Source organism: bacterium (genome assembly GCA_018830565.1).
Taxonomy (GTDB): domain Bacteria; phylum UBA9089; class JAHJRX01; order JAHJRX01; family JAHJRX01; genus JAHJRX01.
Genome location: JAHJRX010000010.1, coordinates 1 through 4033, shown reverse-complemented (window position 1 = coordinate 4033; position 4033 = coordinate 1). Strand labels below are relative to the sequence as shown.

The 4033-nt window shown below is 37.6% G+C and carries 6 protein-coding genes; all 6 read right to left on the bottom strand.

Annotation, left to right across the window (positions count from 1 at the left end):
• Nucleotides 1-44: 44 nt before the first annotated feature.
• On the bottom strand, nucleotides 45-320 hold the full coding sequence (locus KJ849_00790) for a nucleotidyltransferase domain-containing protein (protein ID MBU2599110.1): 276 nt from the start codon (nucleotides 318-320) through the stop codon (nucleotides 45-47).
• Nucleotides 321-798: 478 nt separating this feature from the next.
• Nucleotides 799-1278: a hypothetical protein gene (locus KJ849_00785; protein MBU2599109.1), complete on the bottom strand. Its 480-nt coding sequence runs from the start codon at nucleotides 1276-1278 to the stop codon at nucleotides 799-801.
• 82 nt (nucleotides 1279-1360) lie between these two features.
• Entirely contained in the window at nucleotides 1361-2503 is a 1143-nt protein-coding gene (gene tnpB, locus KJ849_00780) for an IS200/IS605 family element transposase accessory protein TnpB (GenBank protein ID MBU2599108.1), read from the bottom strand.
• A gap of 104 nt (nucleotides 2504-2607) precedes the next feature.
• On the bottom strand, nucleotides 2608-3531 hold the full coding sequence (locus KJ849_00775; protein MBU2599107.1) for a putative DNA binding domain-containing protein: 924 nt from the start codon (nucleotides 3529-3531) through the stop codon (nucleotides 2608-2610).
• A 17-nt stretch (nucleotides 3532-3548) separates the two neighbouring features.
• Nucleotides 3549-3857: a hypothetical protein gene (locus KJ849_00770; GenBank protein MBU2599106.1), complete on the bottom strand. Its 309-nt coding sequence runs from the start codon at nucleotides 3855-3857 to the stop codon at nucleotides 3549-3551.
• A 1-nt stretch (nucleotide 3858) separates the two neighbouring features.
• Nucleotides 3859-4033 (bottom strand): AAA family ATPase (locus KJ849_00765; GenBank protein ID MBU2599105.1); only part of this gene is annotated, 175 nt, incomplete at its 5' end.

Genomic DNA, 4033 nt, shown 5'->3' with positions numbered 1-4033 from the left:
CAAGTGTTCGCTCCATGGCCTGTTTTTCGGCACTCTGGTATTCCTCATATTCGCCCATAGATGCGTCTCCCATACTTACGAATGACTGGAGCAAAAGGGTTGTTAGAGTCAAGGTCCACCACATCAACAGGTCTTGACAGTACCCAGTCAAGTTTACCTGTCAGTTCAAAAAAACGATCCTTGGAGATACCCTCGACACCAAGGTCAATGTCGTTAACTTCGCCTGATTCTTCGAGGCTGGAACCAAAAAGATAGATGGAACGGATTCCATAGGTTTGTGCCCATTCTTGTATTACCTTTAAATCTAATGTTGATAGCATTACAGTTACCTCCTTAGGCTAAATGCTCGAAGTATATTCTCAGTTGTTACTCCTACCTTCTCTTTGGCCCTAATTGCAGAGGCAAAAAGCCGAAGATTACCATATATAATAGTTCACAGGAATCAGTCTTCAGGGGTCAGCAGAAGACAGAGAACAGACGACAGATGATAGAAAAACTGAAGAACCAAGGAACTAAAGAACAATAAGGATGAAAAATCTTTATTTGCTTGTTCTTCTGATTTCTGAAAGCAGATCCCTTACTTCTGTAAACTGTTACTATCCAGTATCGTATATAATTGCCACTAAGTCAAATTTTTTTTCTTTTGTGGATGACACCAAAATAGTATTAAAATACTATAATGGACAATTCCCTAATCTTATTATCTATTTCAGGATAAATCATTTTCTTTGCTTGTCCCATTTTACCCATTCCTTCTCTTTTGCACATTTATGCACATTTATGCACATTGTGCATAAATCAGATCATCTCATAATAGGTCGTCTTCCCATTTTTCCTCTGTTCTATCTTGCCTGAATCTACAAAAGCCTTTAACTTATTTGTGGCTGTGTTCCTATGCACCTTTAGTATTCTCTGGACATCCTTATTTTCTATCTTCCCTTCTCTTTGGATAAAATCAAGGATCTTAATAGACTCCTCTTCTGAGACTTGATTCCTCTTCTCCTCCCCAGAGAAGATTACCTTAAAATAACTCCCTTCCTCTTTAAATAAAGGTAGATCCAATCCCCATTCCTTCATTTTTTCTCTCATTATCCTTATTCCTCGACCCCACTCTTCTATAAGACCAATATCCTTAAATATCTTAGCAATAACCCTATTTCTTATCTCAGATGAACCAGTGCCAAGCTCTTCCAGCGAGATACCAATAGGCAGCACCCCAGGACTTGTGATCTGGATCCGATCATCAAAGATGGCAAATTTTATATCCGAACCACTCATGTCATTAAAACCCTCAAAATCAATAAAAACTATTATTGATTTTTAATAAATCTTATACCACTCTTCATCGCTCTGACCAATGTCAACCACTCAGAGTAGCTTTATTTATCCTCGTAGAGATGACCTTCCCTCCGAGTAGACCAAACTTTTTAATATTTATTGCAGCATTTATGTCCCTATCATGCTTGGTCTTGCATTCTGAACAAACCCACTCTCTGTCTGATAATTTCAGATTGTGGTTCACTTCTCCGCAGATATTACAGATTTTGCTTGATAGGGAAAATCTGCCTATCTGTATCAAGGTCTTGCCATACCAATCGGATTTATAGGCAAGAAAGCCGAATAGCTTACTCCAAGCTACATCTGATATTCCTTTGGCAAGACAATGATTTTTAAGCATACCAGAGATATTTAAGTCTTCAATCACCACTGCTTGGTTTTCGCTGATTAGCTTTGAGCTAATTTTGTGGATAAAATCTGACCTTTGGTTGCTTATTTTCTCATATACTAAAGCAACGTCTTTCTTTGCCTTAATTCTCTTATTACTACCCTTCTTTTTCCTGCTTAACTGCCTTTGCTTAACTGCTAACCGTATTTCAGCATTCCTAAGATACTTAGGGTTGGGTATCTTCTCGCCTGTGGAAAGTATCGCAAAATCCTTTAACCCAACATCTACTCCGACTGTCCCTTCTTCTGTTACATTAACCTTATCTGGCAAAGGTTTATCATCCTCTACTAATATGTTGGCAAAATATTTGTCAGTTACAGTTTTGCTCACCGTAACGGTTTTTATTTTACCCTCAAATTTCCTATCTATTACTATTGTTACCCATCCAACCTTTGGAATGCGTATTGTTTGATTGTCAAAGTCTACTTTTATTCCTTGTGGATAAGATGTTGATTGTTTTGAGTTTTTATGCTTAAACTTAGGAAACCTATTTTGCTTTCTAAAAAAAGCAGTGAAGGCGTTATCTAAGTTCCTTAATGACATCTGTAATACTTGAGCATATGTTTCTTGCAACCATTCAAATTCTGGCTCTTTTTTCTTCTTTGTTAATTGGTTAGTTAAATCAAAACAAGATAATGTTTTCTTGCTTGTTGTGTATGCTTTAATTTTTTCTGCTAATCCCCAATTATAGACAAATCTTGCACACCCAAACTGCTTAGCAAGGATTTCTTTTTGTTCTCTTATGGGGAATAACCGATACTTATAAGCTTTTAACATTATACAGAAAGTATAATATATCTGTAACATTTTGTCAAGAAGTTTTTTTGGATTATTGTAGATTTAACATAAAATATTAAATTCTACAAATAATCTTTAGTATTTTAGATAGTTTTCGTTACCATATTGTAATCTCTATGGACAACAGCATTAATGATTGCTTCTCTTATTGCATCTGGCGGATACGCATACTTCTCTTCCCTGTATAATCCTTTTATCCTGGCGCCTCTGCGAACATTTCGCTTAAAGAATTTTATTGCCTCCTCTACTTGATCTTTAAGCCGACCGGAGATTTCCTGTTGATCGATAAACTCATTGATATCCCTGCCCTTAAACCTGGCGCATTTAATTGCTCCGTAGGGAAAGCAATCAAGTGGAGATTTCCCAAAGAGCAAAATTCCACCTCTCGTGGGGTATATTTCTTTTCCCTCTTGCTTTGCCAATCGGAGTTTTAGCAAAAGTCTTTTAGAAAGAGGCTCTTTGGGAATCCCCCTTACTTCTTCTCTCAAAGCCATATATTCATCAATGGAGGAATTATCAAGGTCGTCAAGAGAGGCTCCAAATAAGGAAGTTGAATCGTAGCTTATATTTAACCGCTGTCTCTCTAACTCGGCAATAGTGGGCAGATCGGCCACTCTATTGGAAGAACCAACTCTAACATAGGTGCCTTTTTCTCGACCAGGACACTTAAGGAAGTATGGTTTATCATTACCAGGATATACAGCAATGACCAACAGAGACTTATCGTTAATCTGCTCTATTCTTATATGGGGAATAATCAGAGGTTCACAATGGTCATGTACCATATTTGAGACAACCTCTTCTAATAAAAACAGTTCCTCGCTCCTTATGCCAACAATCTCTCTGGGCTTATCCTTTATTCCAATAATAATCTTACCCCCACTGCCGTTAGCAAAAGCAATTGCTGTCTTAGCCAGTTGCTGGCCTGAAGGTAGCTCCTCTTTGAATTCCAACATCCTTCCTTCAATCTGGTTCAAGAAATCCTTTGCTCTTATTTCTAAGTCCATAATTTTACTCTCTTCTCTTACAAAGACCTCCCTTCATTTTGAATAAGCCTTAAGAACGGACTGCCCCTAAAAAAATACTCCCGCAGCTTAGAGACCGGCACAATAAATGGATCAATGGCAAATCTTTTATAAAAGCCTCTTAGATGTTTAGAAAGAAGATTGTTAAGCCCTCTCGCATCTCCTTTGCTATCTTCACTAATGATCAGTAAATCAAGATCTTCTCCTATCCCTTCTTTCGCCACTGAGCCAAAGACAATGACAGAAATAGGCTGCAATGTCCTTACTATTTCACTACTAACTTCTCTGGCATCTTTCAATGTGACCATTTCAAAAATCCTCACCAGGCCCAAATAAGGTTACTTTAAATTCATCACCTATTTCTTCAAAGACCGGCTCAGGTAATTTGGCGTCTTTCATAAGATGTCTCATTTTGTTGATACCCTGCCCCCATTCATCAAAATAGTCCATCTCAAAAAGTATCTTTGCAATAAGGGGATTTCTT